Genomic DNA, 21,511 nt, shown 5'->3' with positions numbered 1-21,511 from the left:
TTGATAAGTAGGGAATTAGGATTTTTTATTTTTAGACTTTTTTCTTTCCTAAAACATATTTGAGGTAAACAAACCCAAATACACCAGATAGAACAGAAGCAATTAAAATTGCTATTTTAGAAAATACTATAGTTTCGGGATCTTTAAAAGCAAGAATTGTGATAAAAATAGACATTGTAAAACCAATACCTCCAAGCATTCCTGCTCCTAAAATATGCGCCCATTTTAAGTTTTTAGGTAAAGCGCATAATCCGGCACTAACACCAATTGACGAAAATAGTAAGATTCCTAATGGTTTTCCAACTACTAATCCTAAAATAATTCCAAAAGTATTTGGGTGATTTAATCCTTCATGCCAGTCAGATTCGATCGCGATACAAGTGTTTGCAACAGCAAAAAGAGGTAAAATTACAAAGGCAACTGGTTTGTGTAAAAAATGCTGCAGTTTATAAGAAGAAGATTGCTCATCTCCATTGCCAAATGGAATAACAAAAGCAAGAATAACACCTGTAATAGTAGCATGAATACCTGAATTAAGCATAAAATACCACATAACAACTCCGCCGATTAGGTATGGAATTAGATTGTGAATTTTCATTCGATTCAAGACAAACAAGAAAACCCATATTCCTAATGCAATAGCAAGATTTACAAAAGCAATCGAAGTGGTGTAAAATACTGCAATTACAATTATAGCGCCCAAATCATCAATAACTGCTAGAGCGGTTAAAAAAACTTTTAGCGACGATGGCACTTTGCTTCCTAAAAGTGAAAGAATACCAATTGCAAAAGCAATATCAGTTGCCATTGGAATTCCCGCGCCGTTTTGAGTCGCTGTTCCAAAGTTTAACGCTAGAAATATAGCGGCAGGGACCAGCATTCCTCCAAAGGCGGCCATTATAGGAAGTGAAGCATTTTTTATACTGGACAATTCACCATGATAAATTTCTCTCTCTAACTCTAAACCAATTAATAAAAAGAAAATAGTCATTAAACCGTCATTAATCCAATGTGTGATAGAATGGCCATTGAAATCTTTTTCCCAAAACGAGATATATTCAGCAGAATAAGAAGAATTAGCCAGATACAACGAAACAATCGTAACAAATAATAGAAGCAGCCCGCCTGATTTTTCGTTTTCAAAAAAGGCTTTAAAAGTTTTGGTTAGTTTCATTTGAAGGGTATAATAATTTAGAAAGAAAGAATTTTCTTTAACTCCTGTTTTTCAAAGTTAAAAAAAATATAACCAATAAAAAATTCTGAAGTTTTGTAATGAAGTATTTCTTTTCTAAAGCCATAAAAAAACCGCCTAAAATTGGCGGCTTTGAGATTTCTTTAGAGGGCAGTGGCAGCTTCTAGAATTAAAGCACTTACTTCTTTCGGTTTTGATGCTAAAGAAGCATGACCAGCGTCTAAATGAATGATTTTTTTAGCATTTAATTGTTCTGACATTTCTTTTTGAGTTTCTGGCGGAATCATATTATCGTGATTGGAAATTTGATACCAGCTAGGTTTAGTTTTCCAAGCAGGTTCGCCTGCTTGATCTCCAAAACATTGACCATGTATTGGTTTTTGAGCCAGTGCCATAACTAAAGCCCTTTCTGCGTCTAAATCCTGTCCAAACGATTTGTGAAATTCATCATACTTAATCCATAAAAATCCTTTAGGATCAGGATAGATACTGGCGCCTCCCGAGCCAGCTCTGCGTCCTAAAAGAGCTCCTAAGCTATCTCCTGCATCTGGCGCAAATGCTGCGATATAGACTAAACCTGCAACTTTGTCGTGGTTTCCCGCTCCAGAAATTACTGCTCCTCCGTATGAATGCCCAACCAGCAATACCTTGCCGTCTTGAGCATCAATTAAATCTTTTGTTTTATTTATATCGTCTTGTAAAGAGGTTAAAGGATTTTGAACACTGCGCACTTTATATCCTTTTTTTGCCAGTTCAGGAATTACATATTGCCAATGAGATCCATCTCCCCACGCTCCGTGAACCAAAATAATAGTTAAATCTTGTGTTGCCATAATTGTTTTATTGTTTAAGTGGTTAAAATGTAAATTGCTTAATTAGAATTTAATATCAGTTTGTTTAAACGGTTGGTCAATTATTTTTTTAAGGTTAAGAAAAATGAGGCAGATTTATGATTCGTTTTTAAAGTAACAGGCATCTATAAAATTATGAAAATTAATTGATTAACTCTTATTAGTGTTTTAATTTTTGTAATGTTAAAGTAAGGAATGCGAAAGCCATTAGTTGGTTTGAAAGGGATTTCTTTAATTTATTGAAAAGGATATGCAGGTTTCGTTAAAACAGCCAGTGTTTATAGGATTAATAAATCAATAAAAAACTAATAGAATTAAACGTATTTTTGTTTTAATAAATTAAATAAAAATGAGTGTAAAAATTCTACATATCGACAGTAACCATCCAATTCTATGGAAGCAGCTGGAAGAGGCTGGTTTTGAAAATTATGCCGATTTTACTTCTTCTAAAGAAGAAATTGAGACGAAAATTCAAGATTATAATGGAATCGTAATTCGCAGCCGATTCAAAATCGACAAAACGTTTTTAGATAAGGCAGTCAATTTGCAGTTTATTGCAAGAGTTGGCGCAGGTCTAGAAAGTATTGATTGTGATTATGCTCTGGATAAAGATATTGAATTAATTGCTGCTCCTGAAGGAAATTGCAATGCTGTGGCAGAGCATACATTAGGAATGATTCTTTCTCTTTTTAATAAATTGAATATTGCCGATTATGAAATTCGCTCTGGTCAATGGAACAGAGAAAGTAATCGCGGCCATGAACTTGATGGTAAAACCGTTGGGATTATTGGATATGGAAATATGGGTAAGGCTTTTGCAAAAAAACTGAGAGGATTTGACGTTGAAGTTTTGTGCTATGACATTCAAGATAATGTAGGCGATGAAAATGCCAGACAGGTATCATTAAAAGAACTTCATGAAAAAACCGATGTATTGAGTTTGCATATTCCGTGGACTCCTGAAACTGATAAAATGGTTGATGCGGCATTTATTAATGAATTCAAAAAGCCAATATGGATTATTAATACTTCACGAGGTAAAAATATTGTAACGGCAGATTTGGTCGCAACAATGAAGTTAGGAAAAGTGCTTGGCGCAGGTTTGGATGTTTTAGAGTATGAAAAACTATCTTTTGAAACACTTTTTCAGGATAAAAATACGCCAGAAGCTTTTCAATATCTTTTAGATGGAAGAAAAGTAATCTTAACACCACATATTGCCGGATGGACTTTTGAAAGCCATGAGCGCCTTGCGCAGGTTATTGTAGATAAGATAAAAGCCATTTATAAAAAGTAAGCAAAGACAACTACAATAGTTAACAGTTTATAACGAGTTTTTTCTTGTGAAAAAACTAGCGTCATAATTAGTTTATAAAATTAATTTTTGATAATATTGTTGCGATTTTAACAAAAATTAAAGGAAGAAATAATCAAAGTCTTCAAATGCAATAAATATTAACAAACTAATTTATTATTTATGATTGAGTGGTACAAGAAAGTAGTTTTTGAGAACTATGCGAATTTTTCAGGTCGTGCAAGAAGGAGTGAGTATTGGTATTATACACTAGCTTCAGTAATTATTTCTATAATACTTTCAACTTTGGATAATTTTGCTGGTTTGACTTTTGGCCTTGCAGATTCAGGGATATTGTCGTCGATTTATAGTTTATTGGTTTTCTTGCCTGGTTTAGGAGTAATGGTAAGACGTTTACACGACGTGGGTAAAAGCGGTTGGTTTTTTCTGATCGTGTTACTTCCGATAGCAGGTGTTATTTGGCTGCTTATTGTGTTATGCACAGAAGGGAACAGTGGTACAAATGCTTACGGACCAGACCCTAAGGACGATTTTGAAGAAATAAACGAAATAGGAAGCGCTGAAATATAAATAATCTAAAATACAATAATAAAAAATGGAAAATACAAAACCAGAAGCTTGGAATACGCCATCAGCTCCAAGACAAGAAAATAAAAAAGTTGCTGCCGGAATTTTAGGAATCTTAGTTGGAGCTTTAGGAATTCATAAGTTTTATTTAGGTTACACGAAAGAAGGAATAATTCAAATACTTCTTAATCTTTTGTGTGGACTAGGTAGTTTAATAGGATTTATAGAAGGAATAATTTACCTTACTAAAAGTGAAGAAGACTTTTATCAAACGTATCAAGTTGGAAAAAAAGGCTGGTTCTAAAAATATGTATTCCCATTTGCAATTCGCAGATGGGATTTTTTTTGATTACCCTATATTGCTTAATTAACTATTGAACTTAAAAATATAAATTATGGAAAACACGCAGTCAGAGTTTGGTAATGCTAAACCAGAGAATAAAAAAGTTGTTGCAGGAGTTCTTGCAATTTTGTTAGGAGGATTAGGGGTGCATAAATTTTACTTAGGGTACACTAAAGAAGGTATTATTCAGCTTATTTTAGGATTGTTATGCGGTATAGGTGCAATAATTGGTCTTATTGAGGGAATTATTTATTTGACAAAAACCGACGAGGAGTTTTATCAAACTTATCAGGTCGGTCAGAAAACTTGGTTCTAAAAATGTAAAATCCCATTCAGTAATGAATGGGATTTTTGTTTTAAAATAGTTTGCTCTTAAAAAAATGTCTTTTTTTGATATTATAATGTCGGTTAGTTTCTTTAAATAATTGTAAAAGTAAGTAATCTTGAACTTTGTTAAAAAGTAATGGAGTAACTGAAAATCCATAAAGAGTAGGGCAATTTTAAAGATTTTTATTATGTTAGAAATGTACAAAAAAGTAGTTATGGAAAACTACGCAAACTTTAACGGAAGAGCAAGAAGAAGAGAATATTGGATGTTCTTTTTGTTGAATATTATTATAAGTTATGGTTTGTTGTTTGGTTTAGGCTTTATATCTCCTAAATTAACAATCGTAAGCACTATTTACAGTTTAGCGGTCTTAATTCCTGGAATTGCTGTTGCAATTAGAAGAATGCATGATATTGGTAAAAGCGGATGGTATATTCTTATTCCAATTTACAATATCATATTACTTGCTACTGAAGGTGAAAAAGGATCAAATCAATATGGTGCAGATCCTAAAAATGGATTAGAAGGATTAGATGAAATTGGAAAAGAATAAAGTCTAATTTGTTTAAATAAGCGTTGAAACTAAAAAATCCCATTTGTATTACAAATGGGATTTTTTAGTTTTGAGAAATTACAGCTAATCTTCCTTTTCAGATAATTTACGCTCTAATTCTATTTGAAATTCTTCAATAACGGGTTTCATAGTGCTTTCAGGAATATCTGCGATTCTGATGTACATTAAGCCGTCAACAGCGTTATTAAACAAAGGATCTACGTTGAAAGCAACAACACGTGCATTTTGTTTGATGTATTTTTTGATTAAAACAGGTAAACGTAAATTTCCTGGTTCTAATTCATCAATGATTTTATCAAATTTATTTAAGTCAGATTCAGCTTCGTCGAAGATAAAGTCTTTATCAGCATCTTTTAATTTTACTTTATACGCTTTCTTTGGATGAATGTATTGTGCAATATAAGGATCGTAATAATTTGATTTCATGAACTCGATCATCAACGATTTAGAGAAATCAGAAAATTGATTGCTGATACTTACGCCGCCTAATAAATATTTGTGTTCAGGATGGCGAAGAGTAGTGTGTATAATTCCTTTCCATAACAAGAACAAAGGCATTGGTTTTTGCTGATATTCACGAATGATAAAAGCACGTCCCATTTCAATAGATTTGTGCATCATGTCGTGAAGTTCTGGTTCAAATCTAAAAAGATCTGTCAAGTAGAAACCTTCGATACCATATTTTGGATAAATCTCAGAACCTAGCCCCATACGGTAAGCACCTGCAATTTTTTTAGTTTCATCATCCCATAAAAACATATGGTGATAATACTTGTCGTATTCGTCTAAGTCAATAGATTCATTAGTTCCTTCGCCAACTTCTCTAAAGGTGATTTCACGCAGACGACCTATTTCATGCAGAATATTCGGGATAGATTTTGCACGTGCAAAAAATACTTCATAATTTTTGCTTTGCAATAGGCGGCAATCACTATTTCTTAACGCATTAACTTCGTCAATCATTTTTGATTCGTTCGCCGGCGTAACAATTTTTTTAGGTGCCTTTGGTATTTTTAGACTTGCTGTATCAATCAGTTTGGTGTCTTTTTCAAACGGATTAGCCAGCATATAAGTTTTCTTTCTCAAGAACTCAGAATATTCTTCAAACGATTCGATTTCGTTTTGCTCGTTTACTGAAATTGGTTTTCCAATACGAACTTTAATCACGCGATCTTTCTGAGTCAGTAATTCCGAAGGTAATTTTGCAGTACGCAAAGTATCATCAATTTTAGAAAGCCAGTAGAATAATTTACTGTTTTTAGCATGAAAATAGATGGGTACAACTGGAACTTTGGCTTTTCTAATTAATTTTAAAGCGCCTTCTTCCCAAGGTTTGTCAACTACTAATTTTCCGTCTTTATAAGTTGAAACTTCTCCTGCAGGAAAAATCCCTAAAGGTTTTCCGTCGCTTAAATGACGTAAAGTTTCTTTGATTCCGACCACGCTCGATTTGGCATCCTTATGATTTTCAAAAGGATTAACTGGCATGATATATTTTTTAAGAGGAACAATTCTATGCAATAAAAAATTAGCAATAATCTTGAAATTTGGTTCTCTTTCGAGCATTAATTTCAAAAGCAAAATACCATCAATTCCTCCAAGCGGATGATTTGAGATGGTAATATAAGCGCCGTCTTTAGGTAAACGTTTTAAATCTTCTTCAGGAATTTCAAATTTGATTTCCATTTCATCCAAAATCCCGTTTAAAAACGCAACATCCTCTAAGTGTTTATTGTGATCGTAAATTTTATTTAGGGTAGAGATCTTAAGGACCTTCATAAGAATCCAGCCTGAAAAAGTACCAAATACTCCGTACTTATCAACATTTATTGCTTTTGCAACTTCTTTCGCGGTAACTAAACCCATGTACTATTTTTAAATTATTAGAGCAGCCAACAAAGATAACAAAAAACTCTACTTTTCGTTTATTCAAACGCAAACTTTCCACTTTTTTATTACATTTGGAATCCTTAAAAATACAATCTGATGAAAATTATTTCTTATAATGTTAATGGAATTCGTGCTGCAATTAATAAAGGTTTTATCGAATGGCTGCAACAGGCAAATCCTGATGTAATCTGCCTTCAAGAAATCAAAGCTACGCAGGATCAAATTCCAGTTGACGATATTACGGCCGCAGGCTATCCGTATCAATATTATTATCCAGCAACAAAAAAAGGATACAGCGGTGTTGCAATTCTGTCTAAAACAAAACCCAATAATGTAGTTTACGGTACAGGAATTCATCATATGGACTTTGAGGGACGTAATCTGCGTGCTGATTTTGATGATGTTTCGGTAATGAGTTTATACCTTCCGTCAGGAACAAATATTGAAAGATTAGACCATAAATTTATGTTTATGGATGATTTTCAAACGTATGTTAATGAATTGAAATTAGCAATTCCGAATCTAATTATTTGCGGTGATTACAACATTTGCCACGAAGCAATAGATATTCATGATCCGGTGCGTAATAAAACAGTTTCAGGATTTTTACCTGCTGAACGCGCGTGGCTCGATGGTTTTATGAAATCTGGTTTTATAGACAGTTTCCGTCATTTTAATAAAGATCCACATCATTATTCGTGGTGGAGTTATCGTGCAGGAGCGAGAGGAAATAACAAAGGCTGGCGTATCGATTATAATTTAGTAAGCGCTCCTATGGAACATCGTTTAAAACGTGCCGTGATTCTTCCAGATGCCGTACATTCAGATCATTGTCCGGTTTTAGTCGAGATTGAGTAAAATTTGGTATTGTTCTTGTTGAGAGAAATGGGTTCGGAAATTCTGATAAATTGAATTTTGCTTTTATTTTTAAAGAAAAAGTTCGTTTAGATTTTATTCGAATTATCGTTTAAATCAAGAATTAATAATACGTTTCAAATAAAAAAACAGAAAATAAAATGATTAAGAAAGCTTCAATAGGATTAGTGGTTTTGGCTTTGTCTATGACTTCTTGTGTGTCTAAAAAGATTTATAATGATTTGGAAACAAAGTATTCAGATCTTAAAAAAGAAAATCGTTCGATTGCAGATCAAAATGCCGATTTGCAAAAATCAAAGAATCAGCTGGAATTAGAACGCGATAATTTAACCAAAGATTTAAACAGCACGAAAGATGAATTGGCAAAACAAAAAGCTGATTTAGCTGCTGCGCAAAATAAATATAAGGTTTTACAAGATTCATACAATGCTCTCGAGAAAAACAGCAATGATGCATTGGAGAAAAATATGAATAAAAACCGTGAATTGTTAGCACAATTAGAAGCAAAATCAAAAAAACTGGCTGAAGAACAAGCAAGTCTAGATAAAACGGCAAGTCGATTAAAAGAGCTTGAAGATATGATTGCAGCAAAAGAGGAATCAATGCGCAAACTGAAAGAAACTTTATCGAAAGCTTTAAATGGTTTTGAAGGTAAAGGTTTGACGGTGGAACAAAAGAACGGAAAAGTGTATGTTTCTATGGAAAACAAACTGCTTTTCAATTCAGGAAGCTGGGCTGTTGGAACAGAGGGAAGAAAAGCTGTTGTAGAATTAGGAAAAGTTTTAGGCGACAATCCTGATCTTTCAGTTCTTATTGAAGGACATACAGATGATGATCCGTATGCTGGTTCTGGACCAATTGCAAACAACTGGGATTTATCTACTAAAAGAGCAACTGCGATTGTGGCTATTTTAAGTGAAAATGCTAAAATCAATAAACAAAAATTAACTGCGGCGGGAAGAAGTGAATTCTCTCCTTTGGCAAGTAATGCGACTCCAGAAGGAAAAGCTAAAAACCGTAGAATCGAAATTATTCTAACTCCAAGATTAGACGAGATTGCAGAGATGCTTAATAGTATAAATTAAGAAGCTGAGGTTTTGAGGAACTAAGGTGCTAAGATTTTTTAAAAGGTTCAAAGTTTTGCTTTGAGCCTTTTTTATTGCTTTGAATTTAACTTAGCGCCTCAGAAAAACTTGTAGTTTTTTTAACTATTCTAAGATTTTCATTTGAAGAATAGCATCGTATCTTTGAAGCTTATTATTCGAAAAAAAGAAACCTTAGAATCTTAGTTTCTCAGAACCTTAGTACCTTAGAAAAAAAATGAAATACACTACATTACCCAACACCGATATAAAAGTTAGTAAAATAAATCTTGGGACCATGACTTTTGGCCAACAGAATACAGAGGCAGAAGGTCATGCTCAAATGGATTATGCACTGGAACAAGGAGTAAACTTTTTTGATACTGCAGAGATGTATTCGGTTCCAGCAAGTGAAGTGACTTACGGAAGTACTGAAAAAATTATTGGGACTTGGTTTAAAAAATCAGGAAACCGTGATAAAGTTGTTTTAGCTTCAAAAATAGCTGGGCCAAATCCGAATTTTGGTTATATGCGTGAGAAATTAGATTTTTCGCCTGCAAGTATTAAATATGCTTTAGAAAACAGTTTAAAGCGTTTGCAGACAGATTATATCGACTTGTATCAAATGCATTGGCCGGAAAGAAAAACTAATAATTTTGGGCACCGTGCGTTTATAGGTTTTGAAGATGCATGGGAAGATAACTTTAGAGAAATTTTAGAAACGTTTGATGGGTTAATTAAAGAAGGGAAAATTAAACATATTGGAGTTTCAAATGAGAATTCTTGGGGAATGATGCGTCTTTTGGAAGAAAGTAAATATCATAATCTGCCTAGAATTAAAACCGTTCAAAATCCATATTCATTATTAAATCGTCTTTTTGAAGTGAATTCAGCCGAAGTTTCAATGCATGAAAATGTTGGATTGCTGGCTTATTCGCCTTTAGCATTTGGAGTTTTAACGGGTAAATTTTTAACAGGAGAAGCGCATCCAAATTCTAGAATAAAACTCTTTCCGCAATACACACGTTATAATAGTGAGCAATGTACGCAAGCAACAAAGTTGTATTTGGAAATTGCTAAAAAACATGGTTTAACTTTGACAGAATTAGCAATGGGATTTGTGTTGCAGCAGCCATTTTTAACTAGTGCGATTATTGGTGCTACAACTTTAGAACAATTAAAAGAAAATATTGCCACAATTGATGTTGTGCTTTCAAAAGAAATTATCGCCGAAATTAATCAAGTTCAGGCAATAATTCCTGATCCAGCGCCTTAATCGATTTTTTAATAAACACAAAAGCCACAAATTACCACAGACTAATCCGTGATAATTTGTGGCTTTTTTTTGAAGCGCCGTCAAAAGCAGCTGTTTTAATTATTCGGTTTTTGTGTTACCACTATTTTTGCGATTAAATCACCCAATTTTTGATTCTTCTTTGTCAGAACAATTGGGATTAGGTAAATGAAAGGGCAAACTAATTCAAGCAGATCAAAAAGTCGCCTAATAATTATTTTAAAACATTTTTTATATCCATTTATTTCCATTGGATTATCAAATGTCATCTGCAGCTTGAAGATGTGCTTTCCAATAGTTTTATTCATAAAAACATCTTGAAAAATAAAAAAGAGATAATAAATTAAAAGACCAATTTCCGTTTTAATGAAGCTCTCGCCACTGCTGTTTTTATAAGAGATATACGGAAATAGTATTTTAACTGTAAGAGCTAAAATGATGAAGTCAATTCCAAAGGCAAAAACTCTTTTAAATAAATAAGTGGGTTTCATAATTACAAATCAAATTCGTCGCTGATAGATAAAGAGTCCGCAGGAACTGCAGTAGAATCTGGAGCTTTGATTCGTATTAATGAGCGCGCATTTCCAGAAATGTAAACGGGTAATTGTCCAAGTGTATCTTCGGGAACTAAAAGTCCTCTTCTGAACATTAAATTTTTTAAGAATTTCTGATTTTTAATGGCGAAATCTTTCAGGTTTCCTTCGTCATTAAATTGATACATGAATTTTCTTGGTTTCGGAATAATCGTTGCTAAATACAAACATTCATCTACGCTTAAAGCGGATGGACTTTTTTGGAAATAAAAATGACTTGCTTCGCCAATTCCGTATACATTTGGTCCCCATTCAATAATGTTGAAATAAACTTCCAGCATTCTTTCCTTACTTACAATTCGGTTATTTTCTAAAATATAAACCAAAAGGATTTCTTCAAGCTTTCGCGAAAGCGTTTTTTCTCTCGTTAAAAACACATTTTTAATCAGCTGCATGCTTATTGTGCTGGCGCCGCGCGAGAATTTCTTAGTTCTAATGTTTTTAAGAATAGACTGTTTGAAAGCTTCATTTATAAAACCGCGATGCGAGAAGAAAGAAGGATCTTCAGTTGTTAAAACACATTTTCGTAAATAAGGTGAAATTTGATCCAATGGCGTATAATTCGGATTTGCATTTCCAACTAAAACGGGACGCTGCAAGACATTTTGAATAATGGCACGATACACAAATTCACCGTTTAGTTTGTTCAAATCAGCTTCGCCATATTTAGTGATATGTAAATCTTCTTTGTTCATTTTACTGTCAAAAACAAGCGTATTTGGTTTGTTTTTGTTGAACTTGAAATCGAGTTTATAATCGAAATTTCCAGTTGCCTGCATACCTTGAAAATGCGTGAATAATCCATCTGGAAGCGAAACAATAAAATCCTGCGCTTTCATTTTCGGAATATTCACCTTCAAAGTATAAACGGTATCTTTTTCTGTGCTGTAAGAGATGTACGGTTTTACTTTAATCTTATTCAACTGCATCGTTGAAGTGCTGTCAATCGAGATAAAATCATCGCCCAGTAAAAATCGGTAATCGAAACGGGCATTTTTTATGACAACATCTTTGCTGGCAATTTTTGGATGATTAATTTTCAGATTAACGATAGAAGTAAAACCGTCTATGTGCAATTCGCTGCCGCTTTTGTCAATGTTTTGAACATTCAGGCGAATAGAATCAAAGCTTGCTTTTAAATTGTAGCGTTCATCAAGATAAGGAACGCGAATGGCTCCAGTATCTAAATTAAAGAAACGAATGTCGGCCTTTTGATTTCTTGGATCAGCAAAACCTTTTAAGTTCCAGCGCTGATCAAAATCTTTGCTTTGAACATGAATATTGGTTTCGAGCTGTTTGTTGTTTAAAACCAGTTTGTTGATTGCAACAGCTGTTTTTTTGCCATTATCGTCGATTTTGAATTGGAAGTTTTCCAAATTCATATCCGTGGGAACCAGATTTAATAGCTTTGAAATAATACGATAAGCAAAAGCGCCGTATTTGCGTTTTTCGTTTTTCTCAGAATCATCACGATTTCTTTTTAGGAAAGCATCAAAATTTCGAATTTTTCCCTTTTTAACCAATTGAATGTAGCCGTTGTTAACTTTTAAAGTACCAACTTGAACATCGCCGATTAATAAGTTGCTTAAGCTGACACTGGTTTCAATGTTTTTAATTTTTAAAAGTGTGTCTGCGTTTTTTGGAACGAGAACAACATCAGTAAGTTTTATGCTTGACAATCCGCTGAAAGAAGCTTCTTTTATAGAAAAATCACTGTTGTAATCAACAGCCATTTTGTGGGTGACTTTAGCAACAGCTTGTTTTAGAAGAGAGTTGCGAAAAAAGTACAATCCGATGCAAAGCAAAACTAATATAACGGCTATTATTTTTAGGGCTTTGTATATTTTTTGTTTTGGAAAATTCATAGCAGCAGTTTTCGAAAGAATTTAGAACTATTAGAATGAAGCGTTGTTTTTTTTTGCCACAAATTGCACTAATTTCTCGAATTTAGTAAATGTCTAGATTGAGATTTTAAAATTAAATAAAAATTCGTGTTTAATTTGTGGAATTCGAGGCGAAAAAAAATTACCCAAAAAGAATACTGGCAACATCTTCAATTTTAGCAACAAGTTCAATTTTAATTCCAGTGTTTTTTAAAGTGATTTTATTGTATTTAGAAACAAAAATAGTATCAAAACCTAGTTTTTCGGCTTCCTGAATACGCTGATCAACACGATTTACAGGGCGAATTTCTCCAGAAAGACCTACTTCACCTGCAAAACAAAAACCTTTTCCAACTGGAATATCTTCGTTTGAAGACAAAATCGCAGCAACAACAGCAAGATCAATAGCAGGATCATCAACAGAAATTCCGCCGGTAACATTTAAGAAAACATCTTTTGCACCCAAACGAAATCCTGCTCTTTTTTCTAAAACTGCTAAAATCATGTTTAATCTTTTAGCATTGTATCCTGTAGTGCTTCTTTGCGGAGTTCCATAAACTGCTGTACTTACAAGTGATTGAATTTCGATCATAAGCGGACGCATGCCTTCGAGTGTTGTGGCAATTGCAGTTCCTGATAATTCTTCGTCTTTGTGCGAAATCAATATTTCTGACGGATTGCTTACTTCTCGTAAACCGCTTCCGAGCATTTCGTAAATTCCCAATTCGGCGGTAGAGCCAAAACGGTTTTTAAGCGAACGCAAAATTCGGTAAACGTGGTTTCTGTCGCCTTCAAATTGAAGAACGGTATCAACCATATGTTCCAGAATTTTTGGTCCGGCAATATTTCCGTCTTTTGTAATATGTCCAATTAAAATAACTGGGGTATTGGTTTCTTTAGCAAATTTTATCAATTCTGCAGTGGTTTCTCTAATTTGAGAAATGCTTCCCGCTGTTGATTCGATATAATCGGTGTGTAAAGTCTGAATCGAATCGATGATTACAATTTCTGGCTGAATCGCTTCAATTTGTTTAAAGATATTCTGTGTTTTGGTTTCCGTAAGGATATAACAGTTGTCGCTGTTTGGTGTTATCCTTTCGGCGCGCATTTTTATTTGTTTCTGACTTTCTTCTCCAGAAACATATAAAGTTTTATAGGGTAATTTTAGTGAGATTTGAAGTAAAAGTGTGCTTTTTCCTATTCCAGGCTCGCCGCCCAAAAGAGTTAAAGAACCTGGAACAATTCCGCCGCCCAAAACGCGATTTAATTCGCCGTCAGTAGTGTTCATGCGAATTTCCTGAGCCGAGTCGATTTCGTTTATTTTTAAAGGTCTCGGTGCTTTTCCAGTTGAAGTTGGTTCGCTTTTCCAAGCTACTTTTTCCTGCTTCTGAATGATTTCTTCAGCAATAGTATTCCATTCTTTGCACGCATTGCATTGACCTTGCCATTTTGAATATTGGGTGCCGCAATTTTGGCAGAAAAAGGAAGTTTTAACTTTTGACATTATTTACTTTTTTTAGTAAGTGCGTTCATTTCGTCCATCTTCTCATACATTAAATCCTTGTTCAAATCGCCGATAGGTTCCATTTGAGAAGCGTTTTGATATTTTTTTGAGGCATGCTTTGCATCGCCCATTTTTTCATACATTAAGCCTAGTTCGTATTCTCCTAACATTGCTTTTGGATAATTTACATTTCCTATTTCGGCCATTTTTCCTAGTTCGTCGTATGCGTTCTTTTTCAAGATTATATTTTCAATCACTTTAAAGTCGCTCATTCGAACTGGAATTTGAACGCCTAAAACTTCTGACATTGTATTGTATTTTTTTTCTAAATAATCAGCATAACCTGTTTCAAGTACAGCAATTTTGTTTGCGTATTCTGCAGAATTTATTGGTCTGTATACTTCAAAAATCTGATATAGCGCACTCGGAATCGAATGTAAAACTTCGGTATAGTGAGTTGCATTTTTAAATAACTCGTATTTATAATTTACTAACGGATTATTTGCGATTTTAATATTGTTGTCTAATTTTTCTATCGGCTCTTTAATTTTTTTTATGTCTCCTTCTCCCGCAGAAAGATAGTAGAATATTGGTTTTTGTACTTTGGCAAATTTTTCTGCAATACGTACTTCCATTTTTGGAGCCAGTTCTGGACTTAGACAAATATACGCACTGAAAAGCGGGTTTTCTTTGTATAAATAAAAATTGGCAAAACTCGCCGTTACATCATGTCCTGCAATAATTCTAAAAGGCGATGTTCTGTATTTTTTTTCAATGTATGGAACTAATTCTGCTCCTATAAATTCAAAAAATTTTGCTCCTTTTTCAAAAGGCAAACCCTCGTTTTGATCAATTGTTGTGTCGTCATAACGTTCACCGTCTTTGTTTTGATGAATCCCGATTATGATCATTTCTGGAATATCATCCCAATACGTACCATAACTTACGGCTCCAGAAAAAGGATCGAACAAATAATCACCGTCTAAAAGATATAAAACTGGATATTTTTTGTCAGGCTTAGCTTCATATGAAGCCGGAAGTTCAATTGTTATCCTTCTTTCTTCTCCGAGTTTTTGGGATTGAATGTTGTCGAATTTTTTCTGCGAAAAAACAGAAATGGAAATAAATGCAATTAGTAGGTAAACTTTTTTCATGATTTGGGGCGTTTCAGTGAATTAAAAAGTATTGAAAATAGTGTGGCAATATAATACTTTAATTTGCTTTTTTGTTATAGAAAACTTACGGAGAAATATAAAATATTTTGTATTGATTAAATTGGTTTAACCACAAAGCACGCTAAGATTTTATCTAATTATAAGGTTTAAAAAACACAAAGTTCGTAAAGCTTTGTTTTGATGCAGCTTTGCGAACTTTGTGTTTTCTATATATAAAGTACAATTAAGTCATAGAGGCTTTTGCAGTTAATTTTATTTGTAATTTTTTTGCTCCAAAGATTTTGTATTGATCCTTTTGTTTTGGACCAAAAAAATCCCGTTTGTGCAAAATAAATTTTTGACAAATAGTAAAATAAGATATAATTTGAGGTTGAAACCTAGGTTAATGAATTGTCATTTTCGTTAGGGAAAATAATCCATGGTTTGAAGGTTTTTGCTTCTTCAAATTCTAGAGTTGCATATGAAATAATGATAATGATATCATCTTTTTGTACTTTTCTAGCTGCTGGACCATTCAGGGTAATTTCGCCTGAATTTTTTTCTCCTTTAATGGCATAAGTTTCAAAACGTTCTCCATTATTAATGTTAACGATTGCTACTTTTTCACCTTCAATAATGTTTGAAGCTTCTAGTAAAGTTTCATCAATAGTAATACTGCCAATGTAATTTAAATCGGCTCCAGTCACTTTAACTCGATGAATTTTTGATTTTATAACTTGAATTTGCATGTTGCAAAGGTAATTTAATTAAATGAAATGGTGTCTATTAACCTTATAGAATTAACAAATACTGCTATAAACGCACGGTATTTTTTATCGTTAATTTTATGATCGATTGATAATAATGTAGATTCGTCAGCAATGACAAAATATTCGAGTTCGAATCTTTTGTTGTCTTTAAAAGATTCTTCAACAAATTTGATGGTTTCTTCGGGAGTGCTGTTCTGGAAGATTTCTTTAGCTTCAGTAAGAACTTTGTAAATTATTGAAGCTTCTTTTCTTTCGTCTGCAGTCAGTCGTTCATTTCTTGAACTCATAGCAAGAAGATTATCTTCTCTAAAAATTGGGCAGCCTATAACATTTACAGGTAAGTCATTTTTTTCGACTAGTTTTTTAACAATTTGCAGCTGCTGAAAATCTTTTTCTCCAAAATAAGCATTAGTTGGAGTCACGATTTCGAACAGACGTTTTACGATGGTTCCCACTCCGTTAAAATGTCCAGGTCTAAACTTGCCTTCCATTTGATTCTCTAATCCGTCAAAGTCAAATGACTGCGAAATGGTTTGTCCTTCATAAATATCATCAACAGAAGGAGCGTATAAAATTATTTTATCGCTTAATCCTCGCATTTTTTTTACATCTTCTTCAAGAGTTCGAGGGTATTTTTCGAGATCTTCAGGATTGTTGAATTGGGTTGGATTTACGAAAATGCTTACAACAGTGTCGTCGTTTTCTTTGAGCGATCGCTGCATTAAAGCCAGATGCCCTTGGTGCAAAGCTCCCATTGTTGGTACAAATCCGATAGTTGAATTTGCGGTTTTGATAGTTTTTAAATAGGCTATCAGAGCTACTTTGCCGTAGAAAATATGCATGGCGGTATTATTAAAATTTAGTGCAAACATAATATATTAGTTAATAACTGCATAAATTTTTGTAATTTTGCAACGTTTTTATTACCAAAAATTAAGTAAAATACTATTTATGAAAGATAAGAGGATATTATATGTATCATCTGAAGTCGTGCCTTATTTGGCTGAAAATGAAGTTTCTTTAATGTCTTATGACGTTCCGAAAATGATTAACGATCAAGGAGGTCAGATAAGAATTTTCATGCCAAGATATGGAAATATCAACGAGAGAAGACATCAATTACACGAAGTAATTAGGCTTTCAGGGATGAATTTGGTAGTGAATGATTTAGATATGCCATTGATTATTAAGGTGGCTTCAATTCCTAAAGAGAGAATTCAGGTTTACTTTATCGATAATGATGAATACTTTAAACGCAAAGCAACTTTTGCTGATGAAGAGGGTGTTTTGTATCCTGATAATGACGAAAGAGCTATATTTTTTGCTAAAGGTGTTGTTGAAACAGTAAAAAAATTAAATTGGGTTCCTGATATTATTCACGTACACGGCTGGCTGGCATCTATGCTGCCAATTTATATGAAGCATTATTATAAAAATGAAGCTTTATTCTCTGAAACAAAAATTGTAACATCAGTTTATGGTCAGTCTTTTGATGAGAATCTAGATATGGAGATGATTAACAAAGTAAAATTTGATGGAGTTCCGCATGAATCTGTATCAGATCTAGAAGTTCCTAACTATGAGAACATCTTAAAAGCTAGTATATTGCATTCTGATGCTGTAATTATTGCTTCAGAAAACGTTTCTCCAAGTTTAACAAAATTTATAGAATCTTCAGGAAAACCTTTTTTACCTTTCGCCACGAAAGATGCATTCGCTGAAGCGTATACAAATTTCTATAAAGAAATGGGACTTTAAATTTTAACTTTATTATTAAACATGTACAATACTTCTTTTATTAAGAAAATACTTTTAGCTCTTACGGTTGTTCTTTTATATTCGTGCGATAAAGATTTTAATGCAATTGGAGATGATTTAATTGGTGACGATCATTTTGGACTTGAGTCTGAAAAATATGATGTGGTAGCTTTTAATCAGGAGGTTACGCCTATACAGTCCAATGTTTTAGCGGTTAATGCATTAGGTATTTATGATAATCCTGTTTTTGGAACAACGACAGCTAATTTTGCTACACAGGTAGATTTAAGTACTACGTATCCAGTAATTATTGGTGAAGAGCCTGTAATTACAAGTGTGAGATTAAGTATTCCTTATTTTAAGAAGCTGAAAACGACTAATAGTGATGGAACTCATACTTATACTTTAGATTCTATTTATGGACCGGCAGAAGGAAAACTTAAGTTAAGTGTTTATGAATCTGGTGTTCAAATGCGCAGCTCGTATGTGAGCAATGGAGTTTCGCTGCCGCAGTTTTATTATACAGATGAAAACAATGTTTTTAATCAATATAAAGTTGGTGCTCGTTTGAATAATTCAAGTAACGTGCTGCAAAATGATCAATTCTTTTTTAGTTCTGCAGAATATGTGGATAAGACGACAGATGCGGCAGGAAAAGAAACGACAACTTATACTCCGCCAGAAATGCGTTTGGATTTAGATACAGCTTACTTTCAGCAAAAAATATTGAATGCTCCGGCTTCAAAACTTTCTGCTCCAGATTTGTTTCAGGAGTATTTTAGAGGTTTATACTTTAGTGTTGAAAAAGCAGATGGAAGCCCTGGTAATATGGCTTTGCTGGATTTTTCAGGAGGAAAAATTGTAATTACTTATAAGGCTAAAACGGCAAGTACGACAGATGCTGATACAGAGAAAGAAGATAAAACAATTACAATGACAATTGTAAATCCTGCAAATTCTAGTGCAAATGCTAATTTGTTTCAAGATGTAAAGTCGGCTAATTATCAGAATGCTATTACAACGGCAAACATAAATAAAACTGAAGGAGACGAGAGGCTTTATGTAAAAGGTGGTCAAGGTTCTCTTGCTATTATTAGGCTTAATGACTTCGCGGCAAAATTAGAAGAAATCAGAGCTAAAAATTGGAAAGTAAACGAGGCTAATTTGGTGTTTAATATCGATGCCGATAAAATGGCAGGAGCTAGAGAGCCGAAAAGAGTTTATTTGTATGACTTAACTAATAATGTTCCGGTTGTAGATTATCTTGCTGATGGAAGTGGAAATCTTGTATTGTCAGATCCTAAAACGGCTAAGTATATTTATGGAGGTATGATTAGCCTTGATGATAATAAACGAGGAAAAAATTATAAAATTAGAATTACAGAACATATCCGTAATCTTATAAAAGATAAAACAGCCAAAAATGTTGATTTAGGATTGGTTGTAACGGAGAGTATAGCGATTTCGACTTCGAATTTTTTAAAGAATAAGAATGAGAATATTTCTCAAGCGCCAAGAGCGTCAGTTATGAATCCGCTTGGGACTATTTTGTATGGAGGGAAATCTTCAGTACCAGAGGATAAACGATTGAGGCTTGAGGTTTACTACACGAAACCAAATTAATAAATATATATGTGTGGAATTGTTGGGTATATCGGTCATAGAGAGGCTTATCCTATTGTTATAAAAGGATTAAAGCGTCTTGAGTACAGAGGATATGATAGCGCCGGCGTTATGTTATACGATGACAAGGCAGGAGTTAAAATTTGTAAAACAAAAGGTAAAGTTTCAGATCTTGAAGCTAAAGCAAAAGAAGGTTTTACAATCAATGGAAATATTGGAATTGGGCACACGCGTTGGGCAACTCACGGTGTTCCAAATGATGTGAACTCGCATCCTCATGCTTCAAATTCTGGCGATTTAGTAATCATTCATAATGGTATTATCGAGAATTATGCTCCTTTAAAAGAAGAGCTTATTAAAAGGGGGTATACTTTTAAGTCTGATACAGATACAGAAGTTTTAGTTAATTTAATTGAGGAAGTTCAAAAGAATGAAAATATAAAGCTTGGAAAAGCAGTTCAGGTGGCTTTAAATCAAGTTGTTGGAGCTTATGCAATAGCAGTATTTGATAAAAAGAATCCAAATGAAATTGTTGCAGCAAGATTAGGAAGTCCATTGGCAATAGGAGTAGGTGAAGGAGAATACTTTATTGCTTCTGATGCTTCTCCGTTTATTGAGTATACTTCAAATGCAGTATATCTAGAAGATGGTGAAATGGCAAATATTAGATTGCACAAGCCTCTTAAAATCAGAAAAATTAAAGATGATTCTTTAGTAGATCCTTATATTCAAGAACTTCAAATGAACTTGGAGCAAATTGAAAAAGGAGGGTACGATCATTTCATGCTTAAAGAAATCTACGAACAGCCAAGTGTAATTAAAGATACGTATAGAGGAAGACTTCATGCAAATGAAGGAATCGTTCAAATGGCTGGTGTTGAAGATAATTTAGAGAAATTCCTAAATGCAAAACGTATTTTAATCGTTGCTTGCGGAACTTCATGGCATGCAGGTTTAGTAGCAGAGTATATTTTTGAGGAATTTACGAGAATTCCAGTAGAGGTAGAATATGCTTCTGAATTTAGATACAGAAACCCAATTATCAATAAAGACGACGTTGTAATTGCTATCTCTCAATCAGGTGAAACAGCAGATACTATGGCGGCTATTAAGCTGGCTAAGGAAAACGGAGCTTTTGTATTTGGAGTTTGTAATGTTGTAGGTTCTTCTATTTCAAGAGAAAGCCACGCAGGTGCTTATACGCATGCAGGACCAGAAATTGGAGTAGCTTCTACGAAAGCATTTACAACTCAAATCACGGTTTTAACGATGATTGCTTTGAAGTTAGGAAAAGCAAAAGGAACTTTGTCGAACCCTGATTTCCATGCTTATTTACAAGAATTAGAATTAATTCCTGAAAAAGTGAGTGAGGCTTTAGAAACTAATGATCGTGCAAAAGAAATTGCTACGGCTTTTAAAGATGCACCAAACTGTCTTTACTTGGGAAGAGGATATAATTTTCCGGTTGCACTTGAAGGAGCATTAAAGCTTAAAGAGATCTCATATATTCACGCTGAAGGTTATCCTGCAGCCGAAATGAAACACGGTCCAATTGCTTTAATCGATGAGCATATGCCGGTTATTGTAATTGCTCCAAAGCAAGGTCACTACGATAAAATTGTAAGTAACATTCAAGAGATTAAATCTCGAAGCGGTAAAATTATTGCTGTTGTTACTAAAGGCGATACGCAAGTTCGTGAATTAGCCGATTATGTAATCGAAATTCCAGAAACTTCAGATGCATTGTCGCCGCTTATTACGACAATACCTTTACAATTGTTGTCTTACTATATTGCAGTTATGAGAGGTTGTAACGTTGATCAACCGCGTAACTTAGCAAAATCTGTTACAGTAGAATAAAGATATTTTAAAATATCAATAATGTTAAAAAAGCGAGATTTAGGTCTCGCTTTT

20 protein-coding genes are annotated in these 21,511 nt (G+C 33.7%); 11 read left to right on the top strand and 9 right to left on the bottom strand.

Translation table 11 applies throughout. The features are described 5' to 3' along the window. Window positions 1–31: 31 nt before the first annotated feature. Window positions 32–1,174: a Na+/H+ antiporter NhaA gene (gene nhaA / locus BOW57_RS05955; RefSeq protein WP_129053368.1), complete on the bottom strand. Its 1,143-nt coding sequence runs from the start codon at window positions 1,172–1,174 to the stop codon at window positions 32–34. Window positions 1,175–1,335: 161 nt separating this feature from the next. Further along, window positions 1,336–2,025: an alpha/beta hydrolase gene (locus BOW57_RS05950; RefSeq protein ID WP_129053367.1), complete on the bottom strand. Its 690-nt coding sequence runs from the start codon at window positions 2,023–2,025 to the stop codon at window positions 1,336–1,338. A gap of 367 nt (window positions 2,026–2,392) precedes the next feature. On the opposite strand from BOW57_RS05950, the gene BOW57_RS05945 reads away from it, so the two are divergent. The 5 genes from BOW57_RS05945 to BOW57_RS05925 all read left to right on the top strand — a co-directional run bounded on the left by BOW57_RS05945 (window position 2,393) and on the right by BOW57_RS05925 (window position 5,149). Then, a complete protein-coding gene (locus tag BOW57_RS05945; RefSeq protein ID WP_129053366.1) occupies window positions 2,393–3,340 on the top strand; it encodes a 2-hydroxyacid dehydrogenase in 948 nt (315 codons plus the stop codon). A 180-nt stretch (window positions 3,341–3,520) separates the two neighbouring features. Further along, a complete protein-coding gene (locus BOW57_RS05940) occupies window positions 3,521–3,928 on the top strand; it encodes a DUF805 domain-containing protein (protein ID WP_129053365.1) in 408 nt (135 codons plus the stop codon). Between the two features lie 25 nt (window positions 3,929–3,953). Further along, the gene (locus tag BOW57_RS05935) at window positions 3,954–4,229 is read left to right on the top strand and encodes a TM2 domain-containing protein (protein ID WP_129023720.1); all 276 of its coding nucleotides are present in this window, start codon (window positions 3,954–3,956) and stop codon (window positions 4,227–4,229) included. Between the two features lie 91 nt (window positions 4,230–4,320). Beyond that, window positions 4,321–4,584 carry a TM2 domain-containing protein gene (locus BOW57_RS05930; protein ID WP_129053364.1) on the top strand — a complete coding sequence of 88 codons (264 nt, stop codon included), beginning with the start codon at window positions 4,321–4,323 and terminating at the stop codon, window positions 4,582–4,584. A 199-nt stretch (window positions 4,585–4,783) separates the two neighbouring features. Further along, window positions 4,784–5,149 (top strand): DUF805 domain-containing protein, encoded by a 366-nt coding sequence (locus tag BOW57_RS05925; protein WP_129053363.1) that lies wholly within the window; start codon window positions 4,784–4,786, stop codon window positions 5,147–5,149. Window positions 5,150–5,233: 84 nt separating this feature from the next. Here the strand turns inward: BOW57_RS05925 and BOW57_RS05920 are convergent, their stop codons facing one another. Further along, complete coding sequence (locus tag BOW57_RS05920) at window positions 5,234–7,036, bottom strand: lysophospholipid acyltransferase family protein (RefSeq protein WP_089053378.1); 1,803 nt, start codon at window positions 7,034–7,036, stop codon at window positions 5,234–5,236. A gap of 120 nt (window positions 7,037–7,156) precedes the next feature. Between BOW57_RS05920 and BOW57_RS05915 the strand changes: the two genes are divergently transcribed. From BOW57_RS05915 to BOW57_RS05905, 3 genes are all read left to right on the top strand, one after another. Next, complete coding sequence (locus tag BOW57_RS05915) at window positions 7,157–7,918, top strand: exodeoxyribonuclease III (RefSeq protein ID WP_129053362.1); 762 nt, start codon at window positions 7,157–7,159, stop codon at window positions 7,916–7,918. Window positions 7,919–8,076: 158 nt separating this feature from the next. After that, complete coding sequence (locus BOW57_RS05910) at window positions 8,077–9,021, top strand: OmpA family protein (protein ID WP_089053376.1); 945 nt, start codon at window positions 8,077–8,079, stop codon at window positions 9,019–9,021. A gap of 235 nt (window positions 9,022–9,256) precedes the next feature. After that, window positions 9,257–10,294: an aldo/keto reductase gene (locus BOW57_RS05905; RefSeq protein ID WP_129053361.1), complete on the top strand. Its 1,038-nt coding sequence runs from the start codon at window positions 9,257–9,259 to the stop codon at window positions 10,292–10,294. Window positions 10,295–10,389: 95 nt separating this feature from the next. Here the strand turns inward: BOW57_RS05905 and BOW57_RS21035 are convergent, their stop codons facing one another. The 6 genes from BOW57_RS21035 to panC form a co-directional block, all read right to left on the bottom strand. Beyond that, a complete protein-coding gene (locus tag BOW57_RS21035; protein WP_129053360.1) occupies window positions 10,390–10,803 on the bottom strand; it encodes an RDD family protein in 414 nt (137 codons plus the stop codon). 2 nt (window positions 10,804–10,805) lie between these two features. Next, window positions 10,806–12,770 (bottom strand): transglycosylase domain-containing protein, encoded by a 1,965-nt coding sequence (locus tag BOW57_RS05895; protein ID WP_129053359.1) that lies wholly within the window; start codon window positions 12,768–12,770, stop codon window positions 10,806–10,808. A gap of 160 nt (window positions 12,771–12,930) precedes the next feature. Beyond that, window positions 12,931–14,292, bottom strand: coding sequence for a DNA repair protein RadA (gene radA / locus BOW57_RS05890; RefSeq protein WP_089053372.1), 1,362 nt, complete (start codon window positions 14,290–14,292; stop codon window positions 12,931–12,933). After that, window positions 14,292–15,446, bottom strand: a complete 1,155-nt coding sequence (locus BOW57_RS05885) for an alpha/beta hydrolase (protein WP_129053358.1) — start codon at window positions 15,444–15,446, stop codon at window positions 14,292–14,294. The genes radA and BOW57_RS05885 overlap by 1 nt, the downstream gene beginning before the upstream one ends. A 398-nt stretch (window positions 15,447–15,844) precedes the next feature. Then, window positions 15,845–16,195: an aspartate 1-decarboxylase gene (panD, locus tag BOW57_RS05880; protein ID WP_017495920.1), complete on the bottom strand. Its 351-nt coding sequence runs from the start codon at window positions 16,193–16,195 to the stop codon at window positions 15,845–15,847. A 14-nt stretch (window positions 16,196–16,209) separates the two neighbouring features. Beyond that, window positions 16,210–17,088: a pantoate--beta-alanine ligase gene (gene panC / locus BOW57_RS05875; RefSeq protein WP_129053357.1), complete on the bottom strand. Its 879-nt coding sequence runs from the start codon at window positions 17,086–17,088 to the stop codon at window positions 16,210–16,212. Window positions 17,089–17,167: 79 nt separating this feature from the next. Here panC and BOW57_RS05870 point away from each other — a divergent pair, with 79 nt between their 5' ends. Genes BOW57_RS05870 through glmS form a run of 3 tightly spaced genes read left to right on the top strand, consistent with a single transcriptional unit; the run spans window position 17,168 to window position 21,457 of the window. Further along, a complete protein-coding gene (locus tag BOW57_RS05870) occupies window positions 17,168–17,974 on the top strand; it encodes a glycogen/starch synthase (protein ID WP_089053369.1) in 807 nt (268 codons plus the stop codon). Between the two features lie 21 nt (window positions 17,975–17,995). After that, a complete protein-coding gene (locus BOW57_RS05865; RefSeq protein ID WP_129053356.1) occupies window positions 17,996–19,597 on the top strand; it encodes a DUF4270 domain-containing protein in 1,602 nt (533 codons plus the stop codon). Between the two features lie 9 nt (window positions 19,598–19,606). Continuing rightward, complete coding sequence (gene glmS / locus BOW57_RS05860) at window positions 19,607–21,457, top strand: glutamine--fructose-6-phosphate transaminase (isomerizing) (RefSeq protein WP_129053355.1); 1,851 nt, start codon at window positions 19,607–19,609, stop codon at window positions 21,455–21,457. The last annotated feature ends 54 nt before the right edge of the window (window positions 21,458–21,511 follow it).

The sequence above is a fragment of the Flavobacterium sp. YO64 genome (assembly GCF_004119505.1).
Taxonomy (GTDB): domain Bacteria; phylum Bacteroidota; class Bacteroidia; order Flavobacteriales; family Flavobacteriaceae; genus Flavobacterium; species Flavobacterium oncorhynchi.
This window is presented reverse-complemented; position numbering and strand designations above follow the sequence as displayed.